Genomic DNA, 26,697 nt, shown 5'->3' on the forward strand with positions numbered 1-26,697 from the left:
TTTCTCTTCTTCTGTTCGGCTATCCTCTTTATGGAGGAACTAGCTATGATGCAAAACCATCCCCATTTGACTTATCTTGATATCGTATCAAAAGGAAAGGAATTAAATTCTTTTCTCTTATCTTTTTTCCCCAACTCCAAGAAGATCTATGTGAAAGGAAATTATCCCGGGCTTAAAGTTCCTTTTAGAGAAATAAAGGTATCCAAAAATGAGAGAGAAGGGTCTACTCTCCCCTCTTTTTTTTATGCTTATGATACCTCTGGACCTTACACGGATCCTTCGGAAGGGGTTGAAATAGGGAAAGGACTTTTCCCTTTACGTGCCGAATGGATAAAGCAAAGGGCCGATACCGAGTTTTATGAGGGAAGATTTAAAGGCAATGGTCAGATTGCGGCTAAACAAAAGGAGCCAGCCTTTAAAAATGGATATTTAGATCCTTCGAGCCGCATGCCTTTGCGAGCTAAAAAGGGCAAGGGGGTAAGCCAGATGTATTATGCGAAAAGGGGAATTATTACCCCTGAGATGGAATTTGTGGCGATAAGAGAAAACCTAGGGAGGAAAGATTTTTCTTTGCGTCAGGGCCAAGGCCCTCTTTATAGGCAACATACAGGTCAGGCATGGGGAACATCGATTCCAGAAGAAATCACCCCTGAATTTGTAAGGAAGGAAGTGGCCGCAGGCAGAGCGATTATTCCTTCTAATATTAATCATCCGGAACTTGAACCCATGATTATTGGTCGCAATTTCCGAGTCAAAATTAATGCCAATATAGGGAACTCGGCTATCAGTTCTTCGATGTCCGAAGAAGTGGCTAAACTTCTTTGGGCGATTCTTTGGGGAGCGGATACTGTAATGGATCTTTCTACGGGTAAAAATATTCCTCAAATCCGTGAATTAATTATCCGTTCCAGTCCCGTCCCTATTGGAACCGTGCCTATCTATGAGGCATTGGAAAAGGTTGGAGGAGTGCCTGAAGAATTAAATTGGGAAATCTACAGAGACACTTTAATCGAACAAGCGGAGCAAGGAGTAGATTATTTTACTATTCATGCAGGGGTTCTTTTGCGATACATCCCTTATACGATCAATCGGCTTTGTGGCATCGTCAGTAGAGGTGGGTCGATTATGGCCAAATGGTGTTTGGCTCATCATCAAGAAAATTTTCTTTATACTCATTTTGACGAGATATGTGAAATTTTAAAAACCTATGATGTGAGTGTTTCTCTTGGAGATGGGTTAAGACCTGGGGCGATAGCTGATGCTAACGATAAGGCACAACTGAGCGAGCTTTTTACTCTTGGAGAGTTGACAAAAAAAGCATGGGATCATGATGTACAAGTCATGATCGAGGGGCCAGGGCATATCCCGATGCAATTGATCAAAGAAAACATGGATTTAGAATTAAAACACTGTTTTGAAGCCCCCTTTTATACCCTTGGTCCTTTGACTACCGATATCGCTCCAGGCTATGATCATATTACGAGTGCAATCGGAGCAGCAATGATCGGTTGGTTTGGCTGCTCTATGTTATGCTATGTTACCCCTAAGGAACATCTTGGGCTACCTAACCTAGACGATGTCAAAACTGGTGTTATTGCTTATAAAATAGCTGCACATGCCGCAGATCTGGCAAAAGGCTTCCCTGGAGCACAACTTCATGATAATTTCTTGAGCGATGCCCGATTCCAGTTCAGATGGGAAGATCAATTTAACTTAAGCCTCGATCCCCTAACTGCTCGCCAATTTCATGACGAAAACTTGCCTCAACCTGCCGCAAAAAATGCCCATTTTTGTTCAATGTGTGGTCCTAAATTCTGTTCGATGAAAATTACAGAAGAAGTTTTGAGCTATGCCAAAAAAAACAATTTAACCCCCGAAGATGCTTTAGAGGAGGGGATGAAAGAGAAAGCTGAAGAATTTAAGAAAATCAAAAATATTTATATATAATTTTATAAAAATCATAATTTTTTAATTTTTCTTCTTTTCTTTTAAAAATAATAATATTTTATAATTAAAACAAAAATATTTATAGAACTTGGCTTTGTTTTTTCCCTTTTTCGTTATGGATAAAAAGTCTTTATCTACAGCTTTTCGTGGGGTTGGTTCTAAGAGAAGCTCAATTGGGTTGGAGAATCTTTCTTTGCTTGAAGATTATTATGAACGCTGGAAGAAAGATCCCACATCCGTATCTGAAGATTGGAATGCCTTTTTCGAAGGTTTTGAATTTGGCTATAGTGAATCATTGAAAAATGGGCAAATGGAGTTTGCCAAGAAGTCCGTTGTCCCTGTTGATCTTAAGAAGCAGCGTGCGGTTTATGAGCTCATCAATGCTTATCGAACTCTTGGTCATTATATAGCCAATCTGGATCCTTTGGGATTTAACCGTTATGAGTTTGATGAGTTGAAATTGGAGAGATTTGGTTTGGATCAAAAAGACCTTGATAAAGAATTTGACTCTGGGGATCTGGCAGGAGGGGGACAAAAAAAATTAAGAGAAATATTGACCATTCTCAAAGAATCCTATTGTTCGACTCTGGCTGTCGAGTTTATGCACATGGACTCCTTCATCCAGAGACAATGGATAGCTAAGCGGATTGAAGGGGGGGCATTTAAAAAGAGATTTTCAAAAGAGCATAAAAAACAGATTCTCTATGATTTACTGAAGGCTGAACTCTTTGAAGCCTTTTTACATACCCGATATGTAGGCCAGAAAAGATTTTCCTTGGAAGGGAGCTGTACTTTCATTCCCATGATGGATGCTGTCATTGAAAGCTGCCCAAATTATGGAATAGAACGCATTGTTATTGGCATGGCTCACAGAGGAAGGCTTAATTTTGTCACCAATATCCTTCAGCAGGATTACAAAGTTATCTTTGACGAGTTTTCCGAAAATTATGTTCCAGAAGGGGTATTAGGAGATGGAGATGTTCGTTACCATTTAGGCTTTGAGGCAGCTTTGAAAACTCGTTCCGGTTCAATTGTAACCGTAGGGCTAGCTCCAAATCCGAGTCATTTGGAGGCAGTGAATCCTGTTGTTGAAGGCAAAGCCAGAGCGTGGGAAAGAAGGCTACTCGATACTGAGAAAAGAAAAAAAGTTTTACCTGTTCTCGTCCATGGTGATGCTTCCTTTATGGGGCAGGGTGTGGTACAGGAAACATTGAATTTGTCCCGACTCGAAGGATACAAAACGGGAGGGACTCTCCATATTATTATCAATAACCAGATAGGTTTTACAACTGTTCCTCAGGATGGGAGATCGACTCATCATTGTACCGCAGTTGCCCTCATGTTGGCTGTTCCCATCTTCCATGTTAATGGAGATGATCCTTTGGCAGCCGTATTTGCTGTTTTGATGGCATTAGAATACAGACAAGTTTTTGGCCAAGATGTGGTCGTGGACCTTATTGGTTACAGAAGATATGGCCATAATGAGGGCGATGAACCGAGTTTTACCCAGCCCCTACTATACAAGGCGATTGCTCAGCATCCCAACATCAGCGATGTATTCCTGGATCAATTAATAAAGACAGGGGAGATGACAAGGGAAGAGGCAAATGCCTATCGCAAAATTTTTGTTGCTGAATTAAACCAAAAAATGGAGGAATCCAAAGCGTGGATTAAAACTGAACAGCCTCCTACACTCAGGCAAAGAATGTCTTGCCCACGGATATTTGACCCGGTCAAAACAGCCGTTTCTTTGGAAGAATTGCTCTATGTTGGCCGGTCCTTAGTGAAGGAGCCTCCTGAGTTCAATCTTAACCCTAAGGTCAGAAGAATACTTGCTGAAAGAAAAGAGATGATTGAGGGCAAACGGCCCATTCTTTTACCTTTTGCAGAAACGTTGGCTTTCGGCACACTTCTTTACGAAGGCATTCCGGTTAGACTATCAGGTCAAGATAGTAGACGGGGAACATTTAGTCAAAGGCATGCTGTACTCTACGATACAAAAGTGGCTAAAAAATATATTCCTCTTGAACATATTCATCCCAATCAGGCTATTTTCTGCATCTATAACAGTCCACTTTCAGAGTATGCGGTTTTGGGTTTTGACTATGGCTATTCTTTAGATTACCCTGAAGCTTTGATTATCTGGGAGGCTCAATATGGGGATTTTGCCAATGGGGCACAGGTGATAATCGATCTTTATCTTGTCAGTGCGGAATCGAAATGGGGCGTTACATCGAACATTGTTTTGCTTTTGCCTCATGGATACGAGGGACAAGGGCCTGAACATTCGAGTGCTCGGGTTGAAAGATTCCTTCAGGCATGTGCAGAGGACAACATGGTTGTTGCCCATTGCACTACTCCAGCTAATTATTTTCATGTTTTAAGAAGGCAAGTGTTACGTGGTTTTTCTAAACCCCTTGTTCTATTTACTCACAAAAGCTTGTTGCGTCATCCTCAATGTTCATCCGAAATTACAGACTTTGTTCAAGGTTCCTTCGAGGAAGTGTTGCCTGACCCCCAAGTTAACCAGCCTGCTCCAAAGGCTATTCTATGTTGCGGAAAAGTTTATTACGACTTAGTGGAGTTTAGAAAAAGCATAGGCAAACCGGATATTCCCATCATTCGAATTGAGCAACTGTATCCTTTGCACGAGAAAAAATTAAAAGAAATCGTGTTACGTTACCAACCTCGATCGCTTGTCTGGTGTCAAGAAGAGCCTAAAAACATGGGTGCATGGAGTTATATTTTACCTAGGCTGCAGGAAATATTTTCTCTTCCTATATCGTATGCAGGTAGGGAAGCTTCTGCGAGCACCGCTACAGGGACTATGGCATACCACCGGATTGAACAACAAAAGTTGCTTTCAGATGCCTTTGAAGAATGATTTTTATAACCTATCCAATATTAATTTAATCGAGGAGTATTATGGCCATAGATATAAAAATGCCCTCTGTGGGAGAATCGATTGAATCAGGAATAGTGGGTAAATGGATCAAAAAAGAGGGTCAGAAGGTACAACCGGGTGAAGCTTTATGTGAAATTGAAACCGAAAAAATCACAACCGAGGTTTATGCTGAGCAAGAGGGAATATTGCACATCTTGGTCGAAGAAGGCAAAGAGGTTAAAGTGGGTCAAGTCATAGCTCAGCTTGAGGAAGTAGTTCAAAAAGTTGCTGAAGAAATACAAACGCAGCTTCCCACCGAAAGAGAAGAAAAGAAAGCCGATCTGATTTCTGAGCCTACTCTTGAAGAACCCAAGGAAACTTTGGAGCTGGAGAGAAAAGAAGAAGTTATTGAGAAAACTCCATTCAAGGAACCTTTAAAACAGCCGGCCAGGATGACCAGAGAAGAATCCTTGCGTCATTTGACTCTAGAAGAAGAAATCAAGGAAGAAATAAAAGAAAAAAAAGAGATCACTGCTAAACCTCAAGCTCAAAAAGAAGTTCAACCTCAGGCATGGGAACTCAGAGGAGTAAGAAAACCGATGAGTCCCCTCCGGATGAAGATTGCACAGCGATTGCTAGAAGCCCACGTGGGGACTGCTCATTTGACCACTTTTAATGAAGTGGATATGAGCACAATCATTGAACTCAGAAAAAATTATGGGAAACGATTCGAAGAAAAATATGGGGTTAAGCTCGGCTTCATGTCCTTTGTTGTTCGAGCAGTAGTTGAAGCTTTGAAAAAAATACCTGAAGTCGGTGCACGGATCGAGGGCCAGGAACTTGTTTATCCCTTAACTTTGGATTTGGGAATAGCCGTTTCTACTGAGCGTGGGCTTATCGTTCCTGTTCTTCGTGGGGCAGAAAACCTTAGTTTTGATGAAATTGAAAGGGGAATCCTCGATTTAGCTCAAAAAGCCAGGAATGGCAAAATTTCTCTGGAAGATATTGAAGGGGGAGTTTTTACGATAACCAATGGAGGAATATTCGGCTCTTTGCTTTCCACTCCTATTATTAATCCTCCTCAAAGCGGGATACTTGGAATGCATGCGATTAAAGAAAGACCAGTAGCCGTGGGTGGAAAAGTTGAAATTAGACCCATGATGTATCTGGCTCTGACTTATGATCATCGCGTCATTGATGGGAAAGAAGCGATAAGTTTCCTTGTACTTATCAAAGAATTTTTAGAACAACCCGCTTCTATTCTTCTTGGATTGTAATCAATTTTAACCCTTTTTTATCATCATAATGGATATATTTGATGTCGTTGTTATTGGATCAGGTCCTGGCGGATATGTTGCTGCCATTCGTGCTGCACAGCTAGGACTTAAAGTGGGCATTGTTGAAAAGGAAAAGAGCCTTGGAGGAACCTGTCTTAATGTCGGTTGTATTCCAAGCAAGGCACTTCTTTCTTTATCCGAATATTACCATTTTGCCCGGCATAAGTTTGCTGATAATGGGCTAATCATAGAAAAGCTGAGTTTTGATATCGAAAAAATTATGGCTAAAAAAGACCGCATTGTAAGCAGGCTTGTGCGCGGTGTCGATTTTCTGATGAATAAAAATGGGATCGAGAAGTTTCATGGTAAAGCTTCTCTTGCTGATCCACAAACTGTGATTGTGGAAGAAGAAAAGGGTGGAGAAATCAAAATAAAAGCCAAGAACCTTATTCTTGCCACTGGGAGCAGGTCAGCCACCCTTCCTTTTTTGTCTTCTTTTGATTCTCAAATCGTGGATAGCACGATAGCTTTGAGTTTTAAATCCGTTCCTGAAAGCTTGGCTATAATTGGCGCTGGAGCTGTCGGTTTAGAACTAGGCTCGGTGTGGAACAGGTTTGGATCCAAGGTTTATGTCATAGAACTTCTTCCCCGGATATGTCCGTTTATGGATTGGGAAGTTTCCAAGACTTTGGAAGCTTTTCTTAAGAAACAAGGCATTGAGTTTTTCCTTGAAACGAAGCTTTTGAGTGCAAAGAAAGAGAAAAATGAAGTAGTTCTTGAATTGATTTCGAAACTCAAAACTTTTTCCTTAAGTGTTGAAAAAGTTCTCGTTGCCGTGGGAAGGATCCCCTACAGCGAGGGGCTGAATTTGGAAAAAATAGGTATCAATAAAACCAAAAAAGGTTTTATCGAAGTTAATGCCTATTGGCAAACCAACCTTGAGCATATCTATGCAATTGGAGATCTCATAGAGGGCCCGATGCTTGCTCATAGAGCCCAGCAGGAAGGAATAGCCGTAGCCGAGATTATTGCTGGCCTAGAGCCAACTCCAATTGACTATTCAGCAATTCCTTCTATTATCTATACTTTTCCTGAGGCTGGAGGCATCGGTTTTACAGAAGAAGAACTGCAGGCTGTAGGCAGAAAGTATAGGGTAGGCCAATCGCGGTTTGTCTCCAATGGAAGGGCTTTGGCAGGAGATATTGCCGAAGGCTTTGTAAAGATTTTAGTCGATGATCTAACCGATAGAATTGTGGGGATACATGCGGTTGGACCTTCGGTTTCAGAACTTATATCCATGGCGACAATTCTTGTTGCAAAAAAAATAATGGCCAAGGATTTTATGCAGCTGCCTTTAGCCCATCCAACGCTTTCTGAAGTATTTCGAGAGGCAACTTTATCCGCTTACAAACAGGCGATTCACTCATAAAGGGAACATTCGTTTGATCGGGAGAGAAAATGACGGTAATTTCTGCGCACATTAGCATGGATGTTGGTAATAATTTCATAAGAAATTGTTCCGGAGAGCTTGGCTAATTCATCTGCCGTAATACTCTCTTTACCCTGAGTGCCGATTAACACCGCTTCGTCACCCACTTTACAAGAGGGAAGCTCGGTGACATCTACCATCATAAGGTTCATGGTTATGGCACCTCTTATTGGACAACGTTTCCCTTTAATAAGGACATAGGCTTTGTTGGATAGAGTCCTGAAATAGCCATCACCATAGCCTACAGACAGCACAGCTATTCTGCTGGGTTTTTTAAGTTTATAGCTTGCCCCATAACTGATGGGATGGCCTCGAGGGAGATCCTTTATAAGAACAACCCTGCATTTCCATGACATAACGGGTTTTAAAAATCTTCTGAGAAAGGTCATCGGGGCTATTCCATAGAGGGCAAGGCCAATTCGGACATAATCGCAAGCATATACACTTTTCCTCCATAAAGCAGCACTGTTGGCTACATGAATAGGAAATCCTTTAAAATAAGATCGGAATTTAAGCATTTCCAACCACTGTTTTTCTGTAAACTCGATATCTGTATCGGCTTGTGAAAAATGGGTGCAAATGGCAGCAATAGAAAGAGAAGAAAGTTTTTTTATTTTTTCCATCTCTTGGATGAATTGAAAGGGCATAAATCCTAACCTTCCCATACCGGTATCGATTTTAAGATGGACAATCGCCCTTTTCCCTTGGCGTTCTGCAGCTTCATTTAGCCACAAAGCTTCATGATAAGAAGAAATCACTACCCCTATGTCATGGGCAACAATGAAAGGAGCATCTGGGGCTAAAATTGGACATAAAATCAACAGAGGGGTTCTTATGCCTGCGTTACGCAGTTCTATCGCTTCATCAATATTATTTATACCTAGAATTTCAATGCCTGATTGTACAAGTTCTTTAGAGATGGGGATAAGACCATGACCGTAGGCTTCGGATTTGACAACGGCAATAATTTTGGTTTTTTTAGGAATTCTTGTCCTGGCTACTCGAATGTTAAACCGTAGAGCCCTTCCATCTATGTCTACCCAGCTTCGAAGATGGGGAAGAGGTGGGTAAAGAGGATACGACTCCTTGCTCATTTTCAAATAGGCCCCCTCAAATAAATAGGTTCTGGAAAGGGAATGTCATTAAAGGGAGGACATAAATCGGGCAAGAGAAAGAAATCTTCGGCTCTTGGATAAGCACGGATAATCTTTTCATGAATATCCTCAGGACTTACAGCTAAATCGAGGGTTTGCAGTGTTTCTAATAATTGATTTTTTGCGATAAGATAAGGTCCCTTGGCTAATTTTCCATAAGAAAATAGAGAGCAGAAAAGTTCTCCCCTTCGTGCATCGGAGAACACCCCCAAGGAGGGGACTTGAGCAAACTGTAAACCTATGGACCATACACTAGGAATGGAAAAAAGAGGGGCTTTTTTGGCTATTCCTAAGCCCTGAGCAGCGGCAATAGCTACTCTGATCGAGGAAAAAGAACCTGGTCCTATTCCAATCAATATTTTTTCAATATTTGACGTTGAAAGACTAAGTTCTTCCAAGCAACTGAACAGGGAAGAGAAATGGCGTTTACCCTTAAAAGAAGAGCGCCAAACAACGGTCCGGTTTTCCGCTAGTGCAACACTACCGATTTCAGAAGAGGTCTCTATCGAAAGAATCATAACTCAATCATGGTTAATATATTTGTAAAGGGAAATAAAAGAAAAGAGCGATCAGCGAAGGCGTATAATTTTTCTCTCATTTTCCGAAATGATGCTTATTTGCCAATATTGTGTCCAGGGAGGTAAAAGCTGTTCAATGCTTCCAGGCCATTCGATAAAACATATTTCTTTTGAATGTAAGATTTCTTCTATATAGAGACGCAAACTCCCCTCCAATTTTTCGATTCTGTAAAGATCGATATGATAAAGTGTTTTGTTTTTAGCTTCATAGCAGTGAACAATATTAAAGGTAGGGCTTGTCACTTCAGCTTCAATTCCTAAAGCGATCGCAGCCCCCTTGACAATTTGAGTTTTTCCTGCTCCCAACTCTCCTATCAAAGCAAAAACTTCTCCTCCCCTGGCATCTTGCACAAGGCTTTTCCCAAATTCGATAGTTTCTTTAGGACTTCTGGAAATGATCGAAACCTCTGAATTCATCAGGAAAGTCCAGTTTTCCTTTTTTGCTGAAAAAGCCAATTTTCTTGAGGGGAATTTCAAAAGGCCAATTTTCTAAAAGTTTTTCTTCTTTTTCTTTAGCAACAGAAAAGAGCAGTTCATAGTCTTCCCCGTCCGTTAAAGCGTTTTTGATGGAATAACCTTTGCGGACGGGAACTTCATCAAAGTCGATTTCGAATCCTATTGCTGAAGCCCTTGCCATTCTAGGCAAATCTTTGGCTAGTCCATCGCTTATATCCATCATTGCCGTTGCCCACTGCCCCTGTGCAAGCCACTTGCCTTCTTTTATTTTGGGTATGAATAGAAGGTGATGACCGCAGTCAAAACTTCCACCGAGAACTCCTGTGACAAAAAGACTGTCTCCATCGGTTGCTCCCGATCTTAATATCGGCTTATAGCCTTCGGTTTTCCCCCAGATACTGATGACTAAAAAGAGTTGTTCAGAAAGAGTGGTTTCGCCACCAATTATAAGAAGTCCAAAGGATTGGGCTAAAGCATTAATCCCCTCGTAAATTTTTTTTATTTTTCCTATTTTCTCATTTTTATTTATGCCTATCCCAACTAGGACATAAAGAGGATCACCACCCATGGCTGCGATATCCGAAAGAGCCCTTGCTAAGGCTTTTCTACCTATTAACTCGGCAGGACTACTCGGTTCGAAATGCACATTTTCCAAAGTGGCATCCACTTTGAATAGATAATAAAGGTTGTCTTTCTCAGCCCTGACCACGGCACAATCATCTCCTATCCCCACAATTCCAGGGCCTGGTTTGTGCATATCCTTAAAGAGAATTTCTAGAAGCTGATCTTCACTAAGTTCACTGAGGAGAGACTCAGTAGAAAAAGAAAGAAAAGAATGGCTATGTTGCACTTAAGAAATGAGCTTTTTTTTTAACAATTCCTATTGAATCGGAGAAGTCAAGCCTCAATCTTCAACCATATTTTGCCAATAACAGAAGACAGGCCGTAAAACCATTAAACCAGAAATGAACAGCCATGGATAGAATCAGACATCCGCTAAATTCATAGACTGTAGCTAAAATCATCCCAAAGATGAAAAGAGGAAGAAAAGTTATCCAGTGAATGTGAAGCAGGGCAAATACAAGTCCGCTGATGACTATTGCCTTGCTTCGGCTGAAATGATACCTCAGAAACTGATACAAAAATCCTCTAAAAAGCAGTTCTTCTCCAATAGGGGCAGCTACAAGGATCAAAGATAAAATAATAGCGATATCGATCGGTTTTGAAGCGTGCAAGAAAAGATCAACGGCGGGTTGCCTGGGAACAGGCAGATGCAAGGCCTTGCCGATGGTCTCGCTCAATCCGGCTAGCATTTGCAAAGGAAGATAGGCTGAAAGACATATCCAGAAGCTCAAGACAGCGATTTTTAAGGGGTTAAAAAGTGAAGCTCCAAAATATTCTGAAAGATTGTATCCATGTAATCGCACTAAAAGGATGATAAGAAGAATAGAAAAAATGCTTAATCCAGCGCTAACTCCAAGGAGAATCCCAGAAAAAAGGAAAAGACATACAGCCAACAACTCCCACCAGCTAAAAGGAATCACAACAAAATATCCAAAGGGATTAAACCCTTCTTTTTTCCAACGCAAAAGAAAAAGACCCATGAAGAGATCAGCCAAAAGGGTAAGAAAAACGAAACTGACAATAAGAGGCTTGTAATGAACGACAAGTCGTTGTGTTAGTTCATCCACTTTTTTCTCCTCGATTTACGTGGGGTTTATAAAAACCTTTTTTTAAAGCTTAGCTGGCTTGTTTAGCCTTTTAGCATCTTCTTAACTGAGAAGAAGTCACATTAACCCTTTATTTTCAATTTCGCCAGAGAGGATATAAAACCAGTCATATTGTTTTCAGGAGCTTAGTCCAAAAGCTTGTGGATATAAGTAGTAAAGTTGGCCAGAGGATAAGGGGAACCGGATCCCCGGATAGTTAAGCTCGATTTTTGGAGTCATTCCTCTGGAGAACACTCGAAACAAATTGGATATCCTAAATGGAGGGGTATAACGGATGAGACGAGCCGATTGCACTTTGGAAAGTTCCTTGCACTTGTTAAAGGCATCTTCAAAGTAGCCCAATCCATCAATTAACCCATTTTTTAAAGCATCTTGTCCCATGAAGATCCTTCCGTCGGCAAGATTGTTTTTAAGCTTGTTGATGTCGATATGTCTTTCTTTGGAGACGATCGACACGAACCGGTTGTAAGTTTCATCGATAAGCCCTTGAACAAAAGTTTGTTCTTCAGGGGTCATTTCTCTTGTAGGATTAAGCAGATCTTTCATTTTACCCGATTTAAATACGAAGGCTTTGACCCCTACTTTTTCCATCAAGTCCTTGACAAGAAACGACTCCATGATTACACCGATGCTTCCCGTAATGGTTAAATCATTGGCCATGAGATAAGTACCTCCCACAGCTGAATAGTATCCTCCAGAAGCAGCCATCGATTCCATGTAAATGACAACAGGCTTTACGTTACGGGTAAGTCGAATTTCATGATAAATAACGTCGCTTGCGTTCACTTCTCCACCAGGCGAATTAATAGCAATAATAATACCTTTGACTTTTTTGTCTTCTCGAGCGGCTTTAAGTTGAACTTTTATGTCTTCTACACTGTTTTGTGTAAAAGTCCCTGCTTCGTCCTGGCTAATCAAACCTCGGAGATGTATAAGAGCAATTTTGGAATCTTTTATGGCAAAATCTCCTCCTACAAATTCTTCTTCCAAGCTCGTGGGAGCACCCGTTGCTTTTTTAGATTGCAAAATCGATAAGAACATGAGGTTTAAAAGTAAACTGAAGCTTAAGATCAAAACTAAAAAAACGCTGAAACAGCCACCTTTCTTATTCATCGTGCATATCCTTCATTTGGCAGAGTAAAATATTTAGACTGTTCTGCAACATTAAAAATCGGATAATCAAAGCATTAATTTCTCATTCGTGGAAATAAGGGTGAGGAAGCTTTTATCCTTTTTCCAGCCAAATCCAGAGAATGAAAACTGCTATCTAAGTTCAAAGTCTTGTTTTCTACATCTAAAAGATCGAGTATTTTTTTACTGGTTTCGGGCATAACCGGCTCAATGAGCAGTGCATATCTTTTGATACATATACTAGAGACGAACAGAATGCAATCCAACCGTTGAGATTCTTTTGGATTTTTGGCCAATGACCATGGCGAACTCATATCGATGTATCGATTGAGCTTTCTAATATGATGCCAAATTTCTTGTAAAGCAGTGGCGATATCATATTTTTCAAAATGTAGGCAATATTTCTCAAGCAGGCCGTTTTCGAGCAGTTCTTTTTCATTTTCTCCTCTCATTGATTCCGTGCAGGAAGGAATGATTCCTGATCTATACTTGTGAATCATGACTATGATCCTTTGGACAAGATTACCCAGGTCATTGCAAAGATCACTTGAATATCGAGCAGCCATTTTTTCATCAGCAAAATCAGCGTCTTGGCCAAAAGCCATTTCCCTCAAAAGATAATAACGCAAAGCATCGGCTCCAAAGGATTCGAGGTAAGGGAGAGGATCAATAAAATTGCCCAGTGATTTGCTCATCTTTGCTCCCTTGTTCATCCACCATCCATGAATTAAAATGTGATGGGGCAGTTCTAAGTCCAAGGCCTTCAGAATAATCGGCCAGTAGATAGCGTGTGCAGGAATAAGGATATCTTTTCCAATGACCTGCAATTGAGCTGGCCACCAGCTTTGGTTCTCATTTTTTCTAGCAAAAGAAATATAGTTGAGTAAGGCATCAAACCAGACATAGGTCACATAATTTTCATCGAAAGGCAGGGGAATACCCCAAGACAGTCTACTGATGGGCCGAGAAATACAGAGGTCAGATAACGGCCTTTCTAAAGCCCCTAAAAGTTCTTTTCTTTTAACTTGAGGAATAAGCCAATTTTCATTGGATTTTATGAAATCATTTAGCCAGGGTCCAAAAGCGGATAATTTGAAAAAGTAGTTTGGTTCTTTGGTCTTGATGACTTCACCGTAGATTTCAGGCCATTTGCCATCAATTAACTCTTTTTCGGTAACAAATTGTTCCTGTCTTAAACTGTAATAGCCTTCATGTTCTTTAAAATAGATAAGTCCTTTATTTGCTAGTTTTGCGAGTGCCTCGCGAACATACTGGATGTGGGAAGGGTTGGTAGTTCGGGCAAAAGAATCATAACGGATATGGAGTTTTTCCCAGAGTTTAACGAACTTTTCTGTTTGGATATCGCAAAATTTTTTAACTTCTATTTTTTCCTTTTCCGCAGACTGTTGAACTTTTTGTCCATGTTCATCGACCCCGGTAAGGGAAAAAACCGAATAGCCCCTGTTTCTATAGTACCTAGCTATAGCATCGGCCAATATTTTTTCATAAGCATGACCGAGATGAGGAGAACCGTTAACATAATCGATAGCTGTGGTAATGAAAAAAGAATTGGGCATGGTTTAAGAAAAAGAAACTTTACTTTTTTATATTCAATATCCCTTATTCATAAAATTTTTTTGGAATCATATTGAGAACAAGGAAAATATGTTATCTTTTATTTTGATCATTATCAGTTTAAGCATAGTCTAAATAAGAGAGGGAAGAATCCATCAGAAAAGAAGAAGGTAATATGATATGGGGAATTTGACAAGAAGAGATTTGGTTGTCAAGGTTTCAACGAAAACAGGTTTGCCGCAGCAAGAGGTAGCTAAGGTCTTTGAGGAGATTCTTGACGTATTTATGGAGGTATTTAAGAAAAAAGAAACAATCGAGCTGCGCAATTTTGGGGTTTTTGAAGTGACTTTGAGAAAGGCCCGAATTGGCAGGAACCCAAGAAATCCAGAGCGAGACATCCTTATACCTCCAAGGGCTGTAGTTCGATTTAAGCCAGGCAAGGAAGTTAAAGGCATTCTTAATGCGATTACGAAGGATCTCCTCAAGGAAGAAGAAGCAAAAAAGAAAAAAAAGGCTTAACTTCTTTTTTGCTTTTTGAAAAACTACACCCTGGTCTATAAGCCTCTTATTTCTATGCAGCCATTGCCAGGATTTCGTGATTTTTATCCTCCTGATTGTGCTTTCAGGAATTTAATTTTCTCTCGTTGGAGAGAAAGTTGTAGGCGTTTTAATTTTGTTGAATATGACGGTCCTTTGCTTGAACCTATAGAACTTTACCAAAAAAAATCTGGGGATGAAATTTTTGGCCAAATTTATCACTTTATCGATAAAGGCAGCCGTGCTGTGGCTTTGAGGCCAGAGATGACTCCAACCTTAGCGAGAATGATTGAAGCTCATTTTAAAGAATATCGAAAACCGATCAAATGGTTTTCCATCCCCCAACTTTTTCGTTATGAACGAGCCCAGAGGGGACGATTGCGTGAGCATTATCAACTGAACTGTGATATTGTGGGTGAAGCGGGTTTAGAAGCAGACATCGAGCTTATCAATCTGGCTATTGATATTCTTCTTTCTTTTGATTTAGGCAAAGAAGATTTTGTTGTACGCATTAGTGATAGACATTTCTGGACGGAGTTTTTGAGAAAAAAAGGGATCTCAGAAGATAATTGGTATGCTTTTTTCCAAGCCATTGATAAGATCGAAAGAGAGCCCAAAGAAGAGATAGAAAAACGATTGGGTGCCTTGGCCAAAGAGGTGTTTGAGATTCTTGAAAATCCTCCCTGTTGGGAAAGATTTGATATCATTCTGGAGGGACTTCATAATAGAGGACTTGGAGAGTTTGTCCGCATCGATCTTGGTATTGTTCGTGGACTCGCTTATTATACGGGAGTCGTTTATGAAGTTTTTGATAGGTTGGGAAAATTCAGAGCAATAGCCGGGGGAGGAAGATATGATGATCTTCTTAAACAGATTGGGGGAGAAGACATAGCCGCTAGCGGATTTGGAATGGGAGATGTTGTTCTAGGTGAAATTCTAAGGGAAAAGCAAATCATCCAACCCTCTTTTCCAAGGTTGGATGTTTACGTGGTGTTCCCAGAAGGGGAAAAAATACCAAAAGGGTTACTGCTCATAGAAAAATTAAGAAGAAGTGGATTTTCAGTAGATTTTTCTTTCTATCCATCGAAATTAAAAAAGCAGTTAGCTATTGCCCAATCCCTAAATGCACGTTTTGCGCTCTTTGTGTCTGAAAGCATAGAGGAAGGAGTTGTTGAGATTAAAAATATGGATGAAAGAACCCAGTTTTCCCTGCCGGTTGATAAGCTTATTGAGTGGCTTAATCAAAGGGCTACATAGAGGGGCTGGCTTCATTTTAATTTTTGGCTAAAAGGTTGAAGCCAAGGGAATGATCAAGCTATAAAAGCGTATTAATAAAAAGAAAAGTCATTCATAAAATGATCTTAGGAAATATTGAGGTTTAGATGAAAAAAGGAGATTTTAAAGCTTACAGAACTCACCATTGCAATGAACTCAATATAAAATGGGTGGGCAAAAGGGCTAGGCTTTGCGGTTGGGTTCATTCGAAAAGAGATCATGGAGGTCTTTTATTCGTCGATTTAAGGGATAGAGAGGGGCTTACGCAGATCGTTTTTCATCCTGAGAAAGATCCCTCTCTTTTTGCTTCGGCAAAACAGCTTAAAGATGAATATGTCATAAAAGTTGAAGGACAGGTCGTGGAGAGACCCGCCGGGACTAAAAATGAGGCTTTAGCTACGGGAGAAATTGAGTTGGAAGTCGATTTTCTTGAAATACTTAATCCTTCCCAGCCGTTACCTTTTAACCTGGATGAAGATATAGAAAATGAAGAATTAAGACTTTCGTTTCGTTTTCTTGATTTAAGAAGGAAAAAGATTCTTCATTGTTTGAAGGTACGTCATCAAGTCTCATCACTAGTCAGGGAATATTTGTCGAAGGAAGGGTTTCTTGAGGTCGAGACTCCTATTTTATCTAAGAGTACACCTGAAGGTGCTCGAGATTTTCTTGTTCCAAGCCGGCTTTCACCGGGCAAATTTTATGCCTTACCCCAAGCTCCTCAACAATACAAGCAGTTATTGATGGTAGCGGGCATAGATAAGTATTTTCAAATTGCACGCTGTTTTAGAGATGAAGATCTCCGTTCAGACCGTCAACCGGAGTTTACCCAGATAGACCTCGAAGCCTCATTTGTGCAAGTCGAAGACATTATGAACTGGATTGAGGAGATGATTCAGTTGATTTTTTTAAAGGTTCTTGGCATTGAACTGCCTTTGCCTTTTGTCCGACTGAGTTATGATCAGGCCATAGACAATTATGGATCGGATAAACCAGATTTAAGAGTCGAGTGGAAAATTCAAGATGCAAGCCAACTGTTCAAAAATACCGAATTTAGATTGTTCCGGGAAGTTGTCGAGAAAGGAGGAGTAATCAAAGCTCTGAATGCCAAAGGAACAGATCCAATGATCAGTGCATCTGTACTCGAAGAGCTAGTAGCTATTGCAACCTCTCTTGGAGCAAAGGGCTTGGCTCATATCAGGGTGGAAGGGGAGCAATGGAAATCGCCCATCGTAAAATTTTTCTCGGCAGAGGAACGCAAAAACCTGCAACTGCTTCTCAATATGGAACCTGATGACTTCATTTTGTTTAGTGCCGGACCACGGGAGCAGGCTTGTTCAATTCTAGGTAAGATTCGTTTACGGCTAGCCGAGATAACCCAAAGTATTGCTAAAAACCAATGGAAATTTGTTTGGGTCACAGATTTTCCCCTCTTTGAGTACAGCCCATTAGATCAGAAATGGAATAGTGTACATCACCCTTTTACCCGGCCTCATTCCGAAGATTTGACTAAATTAGATGATGGTCGCTACAATGAAATTAGGGCTCTTGCTTATGATATTGTGCTTAATGGAGTTGAACTGGGAGGAGGAAGTATCCGTATACATGAAAGAGAGCTACAGGAAAAGATCTTTTCCATTCTAGGGATAGATAAACAAAGACAGGAGCTTCTTTTTGGTCATCTTCTGAAAGCTTTTCAATATGGCGCTCCACCACATGGTGGCATTGCCTTGGGACTCGATAGATTCGTGATGTTGTTAACGGGATCTGAATCCATAAGGGATGTTATCGCCTTTCCTAAAAATAGGCATGGAGTAGATCTTCTTACTCAATCCCCATCCGAAGTTGAATATCAGCAACTTAAAGAGCTTAACATTAAATTGAGTTTTCCTTCCTTGAAAATAGAACCTTAAATTTATATTGGATCAACCCTTAAAAGAAAAATCGAATTATGATTCCTTTTAAAAACTGGAAACGGCGTACTAAAATCATAGCTACTTTGGGACCTGCTACAGAGTCTGGGGAAAAAATTTTTTCTCTTATAGAAAAGGGAGTTGATATTTTCCGTTTCAATATGTCTCACGGAAACCCGAACTGGGTAAGGGAAAAAGTGGGGATTATCCAGGAATTTTCAAAACGCTTAGGTAAATATGTAGGGCTGCTTCTGGATACTCAAGGTCCAGCTATCAGAACGGGTGATCTTCCCGACCCCATGCAATTAAAACCAGGAGACATTTTTACTTTTACGGTGAGAGGAGAGAAAATAGAGGATCTTCATTCGGTTTCGGTTAATTATGACGATATTGTCAATGACATTCATGTGGGAGATGTAGTGCTTGTTGATAATGGGAACATCCAGATGAAGGTCATATCAAAGGAAAAAAATCTTTTGCGTTGTGAAGTTTTAACAGCGGGAGTAATGAAAAGCAGGCGCCACATTAATATTCCTGGAGTAAGAATAAATCTACCCCCGCTTACCAAAAAAGATCTCAACGACATCCAGCTAGGCATAGAATGTGGGATGGATTTCTTTGCTTTGTCTTTTGTCAGGGAAGCCAACGATTGTGATCTTTTAAGACAAATTCTTATTTCTAAAGGATCCCAGGGAAAAGTGGTTGCGAAAATAGAGGACCAGCTTGCGGTAAAAAACCTCTCCCAGATTATCGACTCTTCAGATGCGATCATGATCGCCCGAGGGGATTTAGGCATAGAATGCCCTTTTGAGGAGTTGCCTATCATCCAAAGGCGAATTGTAAAATCCTGCATCCAGAAAAGAAAGCCAGTCATTGTCGCCACACATCTTTTGGAAAGCATGATCATGAATCCTGCGCCCACGCGTGCTGAAATCACGGACATAGCTAACGCCGTTTATGAACAAGCTGATTGTATTATGCTTTCTGGGGAAACAGCTTCCGGGAAATATCCTTTGGAATGTATCTATATTCTGGATCGGGTGGCCGTGAGGACTGAAAAAAGTGGAGGGGCAGGGTATGCTTCCCTTGTTGAACTGGTTAACGACGAAGAAAAGTTAGCCAAAATCGCTGTGCATCTTGCCGATGACGTAGGTTCTCCTGCTATATGCGTGTTTACCCGTTTCGGACACCTAGCCACCTTGATTGCTGGATTGCGTCCTCGTTACTCTATAATCTATTCTTTCTGTCCCGATGAAGAAGTTTGTAGGAAACTTACCCTCCATTACGGGGTTGAACCTTGTTTGGTGGTGTTTCCTAAAAGCCAGGAAGAAAGTATTGAGATGGTTGAACAGCATTTAAAGAAAAAAGGAATAGAAAGTGGCCAAAAGATTGTCTTGATTTCTGAAATTCCTTTAAGAGGGGAAAGGGATCGGTATATTTTACTCCATCAGATTCACTAGGCTTGAGCTTTGATTTATGAAATCCTTCAGAGGAATGACAGCTTTAGTTACGGGAGCTTCTTCTGGATTAGGTTCGGAATTTGCGCGGCAACTTTCTTTAGAAGTAAGTCAACTGTTGATTACCTCTAGAAGAGTCGATCGATTGCAAGCACTTTCCGAAGAAATTCAAAAGAAATCTCCCCACCTTAAGGTTTTTTATATGCCCGCTGATTTAAGTTGTCAGGAAGGAAGAGATATTCTTTGCGATTGGTTAACCGCAGAAAGAATGGACATAGACATTCTCATCAATAATGCCGGCTGTGGAGATTATGGACTTTTTGAAGAATCTCGATTGGATCGGCTAAGGTCTCTGTTGGAACTGAATGTGATTACCATGACTTATTTAACCCGGTTAGTCTTGCCTCAAATGATTCGAAAAAAAAGGGGAGTTATTATTAATGTGGGATCTATTGTGGGCAGGAAACCGATTCCCATTTGTGCAGCCTATTCTGGATCCAAAAGCTTTGTTCATGCTTTTTCTGAGGCTTTAAGGCTAGAAATCGAAGGCAGAGGGGTGACCGTGACGGTTATAGCTCCTGGACCATTAAATACAGAGTTTTTCTATAGAGCTTCCCGGAATAATGTCGATGAGAAACCTTTTGTGCCTCCATTCATGTGGGTTCCACTAGAAAAAGTGGTTAATGATGCATTAGCTGCGGCTAAAGCGGGTAAACCCTTTTATGTCCCTGGATTTTATACCCGTATAGCTTCTTTTTTACACTCTTTAACCCCTTCTTTTTTGTTAAGACCTATTTATCGAATCCTTTTGCCAATACAATGTAAAAGGAGTACTTCAAAAAAAGACAACTTAAGCTGTTCTCTACATCAATAATAAACGCTGAATAAAAGGTTATTCTTTGAGAGAGACTTGACAGCCAATTTTCCTCTCGTTAAAAAAGAAGCAATATGAAACATACAATTCCTTCAGAAATTCGAAATGCTCATGGAGAACGGTTGGATTTTGTTTATACACCTGGATCTGCAGATAACAATACCCTTGTTATTATTGCTCATGGTATCACTGCACATAAAGACCGGCCAATGCTCGTTACATTATCTAACTGTCTCGCAAAAAATGGGATACACTCCGTTCGGTTCTCATTTTCAGGACATGGCAAATCTGAAGGGAAATTTGAAGAATTTAGCCCAACTAAGGAAGTTGGGGATTTGGAATCGGTGTTTAATGCTTTTGCAGGATGGACAAAATATGGGTATGTGGGGCATAGCTTGGGAGCTGCTGTGGGTGTATTATTTGCAAGTAAAGACCCAAGAGTTTCTTTTTTGATCTCATTAGCAGGAATGGCTTACACCGCTGCGTTTGCTCAACGTGAATTTGGAACAGTTACCCCAGGTCAAGGTTACATGTGGGACATGCCGGAGTTTCCTCTTTCCAAAGTCTTAATAGAGGATATGAATCGTATAGACAATGTGAAGGAAGCAGCAAAGAAAATCCGTATTCCTTGGCTTTTTATTCATGGTCTGGCTGATGATGTTGTTCCTCCCCAAGATTCCAGGGATCTTTTTGCTCTTGCTTCTGAACCCAAAAAACTAGTTGAAATTCCAGACTGTGATCATCTTTTCCCTCCTCCCCATGACTCTTTCATGGCTGAAACGGTGGTCAATTGGATAAAAGAGCTGAAGTTGATAGCCTAACTAGTCGTTTTATTCGAATTCCAGGGTAAAAACCCTCAAGAAGTTAAGGTCCAAATAGATGATTGCCAATAGCTTATAGCGTGGAAATCGATTTGGAAAAAAGATTTTTGTAATTGAGAAGAAAAGGAAGAAAAAGTAATGGGAGTACATTCCGATGATTGGATCAGGCAAATGGTAAGGCAACATCGGATGATCGAGCCTTTTGAAGAAGGGCAGGTAAGAAAAAAAGTTGATGGGTCAGCTGCGATAAGCTTTGGTCTTTCAAGTTACGGATATGATTTGAGAGTTTCTAGGGAGTTTAAAGTATTTACCAATGTTTTTAATAGCATTGTTGATCCTAAGGCTTTCGATAACCGCTCTTTTGTTGAAATAGAGGCAGACAGCTGCATTATACCGCCTAATTCGTTTGCCTTAGCTAGAAGTGTGGAATACTTTAGAATACCCAGGGATGTGATTACAATTTGTTTGGGAAAATCCACTTATGCCCGCTGTGGTATTATTGTCAATGTTACTCCTTTTGAACCTGAATGGGAAGGCTATGCCACACTGGAAATTTCAAATACCACCCCTCTTCCTGCAAAAATCTATGCTGAGGAAGGTCTTGCCCAGGTCATTTTTATCCAGGCCGCTGAGCCCTGTTCTATATCTTATGCTGAGAGAAGGGGAAAATATATGTATCAGAAAGGAGTTACTGTCCCGCGGTTATAGTTTGATCTTTTAGTTGTTTTTATCAAATTCTAATAGGTGAAATTCTTTCTTGATCAATTACCCTCTGAATGGGATTTTTTCAGTTCTCAACCTGAATATAGGGCAAAACAAGTCTCGGAATGGATATTCAAAAGAAAAGTATTTTGCTTTTCTTCGATGACTAATCTTCCCAGTGAGTTGAGGAAAAAGTTAACTGAAAACTATCAAATTAGATCCTTGGAATTAATTCAAGAAAAACAATCACAAGATGGGACAAGAAAATTTTTATGGCAACTTTTCGATGGTTATACGATAGAAACCGTTCTTATCCCCTCAATAGATACAAGGGAAGGAGCAAGGCGACTAACGCTTTGTGTGTCTACCCAAGTGGGATGTGCTTTAAGATGTGGCTTTTGTGCTAGTGGCCTTTTTGGATTCGAGAGAAATCTTTCTTGTGGGGAAATTGTTGAGCAGATTCTTCTTTGCGAATCCACTATTAAAGAAAGAATCAGTAATATTGTGTTTATGGGTATGGGGGAACCCCTTCTCAATTATGATCAACTGATTAAATCCATCCGACTCATTTCTTCTCCATTGGGTATAGGAATGAGCCCAAGGAAAATAACCATTTCTACCAGTGGTGTGGCTCCGCGTATTAGAAAACTAGCTAATGAAACTTTGCCTTTTCGTCTTGCTGTTTCTCTTCATGCCACGACTGATGAGTTGCGCAGCAAGATCATGCCCATAAACCTAAAATACCCATTAAGTGAGCTTATTAAAAGCTGTGAAGAGTTTTGTTCCAAAAGAAAACAGAAAATAACCCTGGAATACATTCTTATTGCTGGTTTTAATGATAGCTTAGATGATGCGGACCGACTAGCTGGAATAGCTCGGTCTCTTAGGGCTAAAGTAAATCTTATTCCTTATAATAGAGTTAGCCTGTTCCCCTGGAAATCACCAGATAGAAAAGAACTTCTCTGTTTTTTGCGTTGGATCGAAAATAAGGGCGTTGAGGTGTCTGTAAGAAAAGAACGAGGCAGGGATATCGATGGAGCCTGTGGGCAACTGAGACTTCGTTATATCTCGAAAGAAAAAGCAAGTTAATGAGGATAGTAGGGGTAAAGACATCGCTATTTGTGCTTTTTTGTTAAAAATGGGCTCTTGGGATTTTGTAAACTTTTGACAAATATAAAGCTATTTCTTCAGGTTCATTGAGGAAAAATCTGTTCCCATATTGGTGGACTTTGAAAGGCAAAGAAAAACTGGGAGTCTTATCGAAAAGGATAACTGGGCAAGACTGGTTTTCTTCCCCAATGAGTTCGATAATTTGGTGTCTGGGTTTTACGAAATCCACGTGACGGACTTCTAATTCTTGGGTTAATTGTGGATAAACTTTTAATACGCCTTCAAAAATCATACAATAGGGACAATAAAAAGGATCACCTAGTCCGTCGTAAAACCCTGGTTTTAAAAGAAAAAGTATGGGTTTCATAATTATTTTTTATTAACAATCTAACTCTTTAGAAGCTATAGACAAACTCCAAGCCGACGAAATAAACCGGTCCATTCGACGTTCCTAGGAGAGCTGTTGGGCTACCCGTGGGGTTTTGGAAAGGATAACCGTAGTAACCGAGCACTCCTTTACCCCAATCCATCCGGTACTCAAGCCTAATCATGAAGTTATCCGCTAAATCAAACGCCATCGTCGCCGTGTACGCCCATATGTCAGTCGGTGCGTTATGCCCAGCCAGAATCGAGTTCCATCCCGACTCCATCCAGTCCATCCTTTGCGCTATGCTGATAATATCCGTTATCTGGTATTTCATGTGCACTGATGCCCCATACCAGTTCGATGGTCCACTGGATAAATCCAGCGGCAACCCACTCACAGCCGCCGGCACTACCGTCACGTTGTTGTTGTAAAATCCCCCCGTAAACTCAAACCCCAAGAGCAGCCGATCATGCGCAAACTTCGGCGCCCACGATCCCCATACATCCCCTAGAAAAAATGCATTGTTCTGGTTAAATGGCCCTTCTCCCCTTATCCCTTGCGCTATCCCATAAGGCTGCGCTACCCCATCTATCGGTGAGGCTCCAAAACCCGGAGGATTTACCCCGTTAAACCCATACATCAACGTCGCACTAAGCGTCGCATTCTTCCCCTTCGCATCCCACTGGCTGTTCAAAAATAAAAGGTAAGCATCGTTGTTATTGATCATGTTGTTGAGATAACCAAAATATTCCATCCCCCCACGCGACACATTAAACCCTCCATCGGCTATCCCAAACCGGCTCGTCCATTGATCATCCCACCGGTAAATCGCTTGCATCCCCGTTAGCGTCGTCGGCAAAAGATTGGCAAACAACAGTCCATAGGTAAAATCAAGGTTCACCGGCCGCTCCACCACCTCGTAACCCGCTGGATCCACAAACTTCCCAATCTTTATGTCCAACCCGTTACCCACCGGTGCCCGGAATATCACGTAAGCTTGTTCAAGCCAAAAACTTGAAGTGTTAAACGAATACCAGGAACTGAAAGGTACCCCAAGACCCGTGATCGCATCCGGAGCTCCAACAACCGCATCCTGTCCCACGATGAGATCAGCCCTAAAACCTGCCTGCCAACGGTTTTCATCGGTTAGCGGCTTTTCCAAGGCAAGCTTGAAAGCGTTCATGTTAAAGCCTCCCCCCGGTATCGCATCCACCGGTTCCCTGCCCGGTATCGCCGGGTAACCCTGGGCAAACCCTGCCGTATTGGTCGGTCCTACATAGCCCGGTGGAGGAACAAAACCGGGTACCTTGTTAAAAGCCGGTGCGTTAATGAAATTGTAGGTGTAGCTAGCGTCCACATAGCCACTGAGCACTATCCCCTTGGTGTTCGCCTGCACCGGTATACCTTGGTCTTCAAGTTTCTTTGTCAACTCCTCGATCTGCTTGTCCTTCTCCTCAATGATGGCGTTATCTATAGAGTTGTTAGGGTTGTTTTTCCTTTTGTCTTTCTTGGAAGTTTTCTTTTTGGCTTGAGGAGGGTTTTGTGGGTTTGAATCTTGGCCTAGGGCAGATAGGGAAAAGCTAAGAAGAAGGATTAGACCCGTGCAAGCATAGAAAGAGGATAAAAGAAATCGGTAGGTAAAATTAAAAAATAAATGCTTCACGGCGATTTGCTTTTAAAAAAATCTCAAACTAAGAGCCTAGTTGTCAATACGGAAATGAAACATTAATGACCTAGAACTATGTTAGGAATAAATTAAAAAGAGAGATTTAATTATAAAAGAAATCTTTTTTGAAGTACCCATGATAGGATTATTCCGCATGAACAAAAAGATGGGTGCGTGCAGATTGGCGGTATTCTGTTTAGGCTTTTTTTCCCTTTGTTTTTCTTTTCTCCAAGCGCAGACAGTAAAAACGGAGAAGGAAAAAATCATTTATGTTATACCCATTAAAGATGAGATCGAACAATCCATGGTTTATGTCGTCAAACGAGCTGTCAATGAAGCGATCAGGAGTGGAGCTCAGGCATTAGTTGTTGACCTGGATACTCCAGGAGGTCTGGCTCAGTCAATGGAAAAAATCATTAGGGAAATTGAACGGTTTCCTGCCCAAGAAAACACTTATGCATTCATAGATCACAAAGCTTATTCGGCTGGGGCTTTTATTGCTGCTTGTTGTAGGCACATCTATATGGCTCCAGGTTCTGTCATTGGAGCGGCTAGCCCTGTTCTTTTTTCCCCTCAAGGAGGAGTACAAAACCTGCCTGAAAGTTATGAAAAAAAAATTCTTTCTGCATACCAAGGACTGATCCGTGCTATTGCAGAGCGGCATGGTCATAATCCAGCGGTTTTCAATGCCATGGTGGATAGGGATAGCGGGCTTGTTATCGATGGGATTGAAATTCTTCCCAAGGGGAAAATTTTGACTTTAACCGACTCCGAAGCTTGCAAGCAATATGGACATCCTCCAAAAGCCCTTTTGGCAGAAGGTATCGTTCAAAATCTTGAAGAGTTGGCTCAAAAAGCTATCGCTTCAGCCCTACCCTATAAACTGGTTATACTGAAACCAACCGGGTTTGAAAAAATAGGTAGAATCATGACGTTGCTTGGCCCTATTTTTTTAACTCTCGGATTAATCTTTGGTTATTTGGAATTACAGACCGGTGGGATAGTTTTAGGCTTACTTAGTCTATTGTTTTTTTCTCTCTATTTTTTAGGTCATTATCTTGCTGGATTGAGTGGTTGGGAACCTTTTTTTCTTTTTCTTTTGGGCTTATCCCTTATTCTCTTTGAGTTTTTTGTTTTTCCCGGACTTGTCATTCCAACATTAATAGGTTTTTTGATCATTCTCGTTGCCTTACTTGCCGCTAACTCTGAAAAAATACCCTCTGAAAGTTTCGGCAGCTGGCTTTCTCGAATAAAAGAAGCGATACTTTCTCTTGTTGTTACTTTGGGCATTTCATTGCTGCTCATTTATATTCTATCCCGTTTTATTCCTGCCAAGACCCACATGATATTAAATGAAGTATCCAAAGATAGGAATGAGGGAGTTTCTGGTCTTACAACAGGGATGATAGGAGAAGCGCTCACTGTTCTCAGACCAAGTGGGCTTGGAAAATTTAATGGGAAAATCGTTGATGTCATTACTCCGGCTAAATTTGTTTCTGCAGGGACACCGATCCAGATTGTACAGATTGAAGGCATACGGGTTGTAGTAGAACCTCTGAAAAAAAGAAAGTTTAGGACAACTTAAGCAATCAAGCTAAAAACTGTTTTTTTGTCGTTTAATATTTACCGAAGGATCATTTTTCCAATCTTTTTCCTCAAGAAAGCTCAAGGATTTTTTAGGGTTATTATAGCTCATTTCGGTCAATATAATATGACCTCTTTCAAGATAAAAGTTTGGAACGAACCCCCCTGCCAGC

At 40.8% G+C, this 26,697-nt stretch carries 22 protein-coding genes; 13 read left to right on the forward strand and 9 right to left on the reverse strand.

The window, feature by feature from the left end; all coding sequences use genetic code 11:
• Positions 1-45: 45 nt before the first annotated feature.
• The 4 genes from thiC to lpdA all read left to right on the forward strand — a co-directional run bounded on the left by thiC (position 46) and on the right by lpdA (position 7,537).
• Complete coding sequence (thiC, locus tag IT6_RS06740; protein WP_305798138.1) at positions 46-1,947, forward strand: phosphomethylpyrimidine synthase ThiC; 1,902 nt, start codon at positions 46-48, stop codon at positions 1,945-1,947.
• A gap of 115 nt (positions 1,948-2,062) precedes the next feature.
• The gene (locus IT6_RS06745; protein ID WP_206825695.1) at positions 2,063-4,831 is read left to right on the forward strand and encodes a 2-oxoglutarate dehydrogenase E1 component; all 2,769 of its coding nucleotides are present in this window, start codon (positions 2,063-2,065) and stop codon (positions 4,829-4,831) included.
• A gap of 41 nt (positions 4,832-4,872) precedes the next feature.
• Complete coding sequence (odhB, locus tag IT6_RS06750) at positions 4,873-6,108, forward strand: 2-oxoglutarate dehydrogenase complex dihydrolipoyllysine-residue succinyltransferase (protein WP_206825696.1); 1,236 nt, start codon at positions 4,873-4,875, stop codon at positions 6,106-6,108.
• A 28-nt stretch (positions 6,109-6,136) separates the two neighbouring features.
• Positions 6,137-7,537, forward strand: coding sequence for a dihydrolipoyl dehydrogenase (gene lpdA / locus IT6_RS06755; protein WP_134439805.1), 1,401 nt, complete (start codon positions 6,137-6,139; stop codon positions 7,535-7,537).
• Here the strand turns inward: lpdA and alr are convergent.
• From alr to metG, 7 genes are all read right to left on the reverse strand, one after another.
• On the reverse strand, positions 7,528-8,691 hold the full coding sequence (gene alr, locus IT6_RS06760; protein ID WP_206825697.1) for an alanine racemase: 1,164 nt from the start codon (positions 8,689-8,691) through the stop codon (positions 7,528-7,530). The two genes, lpdA and alr, sit on opposite strands and share 10 nt — an antisense overlap.
• A gap of 2 nt (positions 8,692-8,693) precedes the next feature.
• Positions 8,694-9,269, reverse strand: a complete 576-nt coding sequence (tsaB, locus tag IT6_RS06765) for a tRNA (adenosine(37)-N6)-threonylcarbamoyltransferase complex dimerization subunit type 1 TsaB (protein ID WP_134439807.1) — start codon at positions 9,267-9,269, stop codon at positions 8,694-8,696.
• A gap of 51 nt (positions 9,270-9,320) precedes the next feature.
• Entirely contained in the window at positions 9,321-9,746 is a 426-nt protein-coding gene (gene tsaE, locus IT6_RS06770) for a tRNA (adenosine(37)-N6)-threonylcarbamoyltransferase complex ATPase subunit type 1 TsaE (protein ID WP_134439808.1), read from the reverse strand.
• On the reverse strand, positions 9,709-10,635 hold the full coding sequence (gene thiL / locus IT6_RS06775; protein WP_206825698.1) for a thiamine-phosphate kinase: 927 nt from the start codon (positions 10,633-10,635) through the stop codon (positions 9,709-9,711). Before thiL ends, tsaE begins: the two co-directional genes overlap by 38 nt.
• Before the next feature lie 61 nt (positions 10,636-10,696).
• On the reverse strand, positions 10,697-11,476 hold the full coding sequence (locus IT6_RS06780) for a CPBP family intramembrane glutamic endopeptidase (protein ID WP_134439810.1): 780 nt from the start codon (positions 11,474-11,476) through the stop codon (positions 10,697-10,699).
• Positions 11,477-11,632: 156 nt separating this feature from the next.
• Positions 11,633-12,628: a signal peptide peptidase SppA gene (gene sppA, locus IT6_RS06785; RefSeq protein ID WP_206825700.1), complete on the reverse strand. Its 996-nt coding sequence runs from the start codon at positions 12,626-12,628 to the stop codon at positions 11,633-11,635.
• A 74-nt stretch (positions 12,629-12,702) separates the two neighbouring features.
• Positions 12,703-14,223, reverse strand: a complete 1,521-nt coding sequence (metG, locus tag IT6_RS06790; protein WP_134439812.1) for a methionine--tRNA ligase — start codon at positions 14,221-14,223, stop codon at positions 12,703-12,705.
• Between the two features lie 178 nt (positions 14,224-14,401).
• Between metG and IT6_RS06795 the strand changes: the two genes are divergently transcribed.
• The 8 genes from IT6_RS06795 to rlmN all read left to right on the forward strand — a co-directional run bounded on the left by IT6_RS06795 (position 14,402) and on the right by rlmN (position 22,886).
• Entirely contained in the window at positions 14,402-14,740 is a 339-nt protein-coding gene (locus IT6_RS06795) for an HU family DNA-binding protein (RefSeq protein ID WP_134439813.1), read from the forward strand.
• Positions 14,741-14,794: 54 nt separating this feature from the next.
• Positions 14,795-16,015, forward strand: a complete 1,221-nt coding sequence (hisS, locus tag IT6_RS06800; RefSeq protein ID WP_206825701.1) for a histidine--tRNA ligase — start codon at positions 14,795-14,797, stop codon at positions 16,013-16,015.
• Between the two features lie 125 nt (positions 16,016-16,140).
• Complete coding sequence (aspS, locus tag IT6_RS06805; RefSeq protein ID WP_206825702.1) at positions 16,141-17,943, forward strand: aspartate--tRNA ligase; 1,803 nt, start codon at positions 16,141-16,143, stop codon at positions 17,941-17,943.
• Positions 17,944-17,981: 38 nt separating this feature from the next.
• Positions 17,982-19,403 carry a pyruvate kinase gene (gene pyk / locus IT6_RS06810; RefSeq protein ID WP_206825703.1) on the forward strand — a complete coding sequence of 474 codons (1,422 nt, stop codon included), beginning with the start codon at positions 17,982-17,984 and terminating at the stop codon, positions 19,401-19,403.
• A gap of 16 nt (positions 19,404-19,419) precedes the next feature.
• Positions 19,420-20,274 (forward strand): SDR family NAD(P)-dependent oxidoreductase, encoded by an 855-nt coding sequence (locus IT6_RS06815; protein WP_134439817.1) that lies wholly within the window; start codon positions 19,420-19,422, stop codon positions 20,272-20,274.
• A 74-nt stretch (positions 20,275-20,348) separates the two neighbouring features.
• Positions 20,349-21,095: an alpha/beta hydrolase gene (locus IT6_RS06820; RefSeq protein WP_134439818.1), complete on the forward strand. Its 747-nt coding sequence runs from the start codon at positions 20,349-20,351 to the stop codon at positions 21,093-21,095.
• Positions 21,096-21,233: 138 nt separating this feature from the next.
• Complete coding sequence (gene dcd / locus IT6_RS06825; protein ID WP_134439819.1) at positions 21,234-21,803, forward strand: dCTP deaminase; 570 nt, start codon at positions 21,234-21,236, stop codon at positions 21,801-21,803.
• A 36-nt stretch (positions 21,804-21,839) separates the two neighbouring features.
• A complete protein-coding gene (gene rlmN / locus IT6_RS06830; RefSeq protein WP_206825709.1) occupies positions 21,840-22,886 on the forward strand; it encodes a 23S rRNA (adenine(2503)-C(2))-methyltransferase RlmN in 1,047 nt (348 codons plus the stop codon).
• Positions 22,887-22,929: 43 nt separating this feature from the next.
• Here rlmN and IT6_RS06835 read toward each other — a convergent pair whose 3' ends face one another.
• A complete protein-coding gene (locus IT6_RS06835; RefSeq protein WP_206825712.1) occupies positions 22,930-23,274 on the reverse strand; it encodes a DUF3088 family protein in 345 nt (114 codons plus the stop codon).
• Between the two features lie 28 nt (positions 23,275-23,302).
• Positions 23,303-24,937 carry an outer membrane beta-barrel protein gene (locus IT6_RS06840; RefSeq protein ID WP_242524139.1) on the reverse strand — a complete coding sequence of 545 codons (1,635 nt, stop codon included), beginning with the start codon at positions 24,935-24,937 and terminating at the stop codon, positions 23,303-23,305.
• A 169-nt stretch (positions 24,938-25,106) separates the two neighbouring features.
• On the opposite strand from IT6_RS06840, the gene IT6_RS06845 reads away from it, so the two are divergent.
• On the forward strand, positions 25,107-26,525 hold the full coding sequence (locus tag IT6_RS06845; protein WP_242524140.1) for an NfeD family protein: 1,419 nt from the start codon (positions 25,107-25,109) through the stop codon (positions 26,523-26,525).
• The last annotated feature ends 172 nt before the right edge of the window (positions 26,526-26,697 follow it).

This window comes from Methylacidiphilum caldifontis (assembly GCF_017310505.1).
Taxonomy (GTDB): Bacteria; Verrucomicrobiota; Verrucomicrobiia; order Methylacidiphilales; family Methylacidiphilaceae; genus Methylacidiphilum; species Methylacidiphilum caldifontis.